The following is a 339-nucleotide window of genomic DNA, read 5'->3' as shown; positions in this document are numbered from 1 at the left end:
CTGTTCGCCCCCGAAGACGGCGAATACCTGATGAGTACCTACGACGCCATCACCAGCCCCCGCCGGGGCGGGGTCCGGTTCGTGGACAAGGAGCAGGCCGCGTGGGCGAAGCGGGTCCAGGACGACCCGCGCACCACCGAACAGCTCACCGCGGACGCGTTCCTGGCCTTGATGAAACTCGGCGTGAAAGCCGACCCGAAACGCATCGCCGGAGGACGAAGCCCCGCCGTCCGCATGATCACCATCCGCCCCACCCACACCGCACCCACCGATGCCGCGCCAACCGAGGCCCCGTCACCCACAGCCGACGCTGCGGCGAACCCCGAAACCGCGGCACCC

The 339-nt window shown here is 69.9% G+C and carries 1 pseudogene; it reads left to right on the top strand.

Features of this window, described 5'->3' with window-relative positions:
- Positions 1-30 precede the first annotated feature (30 nt).
- Positions 31-339 (top strand): annotated as a pseudogene (locus tag QN345_RS19970) (hypothetical protein); the annotation flags it as partial.

Source organism: Cryobacterium sp. 10I1 (assembly GCF_035019805.1).
GTDB lineage: Bacteria > Actinomycetota > Actinomycetes > Actinomycetales > Microbacteriaceae > Cryobacterium > Cryobacterium glucosi.
This window is presented reverse-complemented; position numbering and strand designations above follow the sequence as displayed.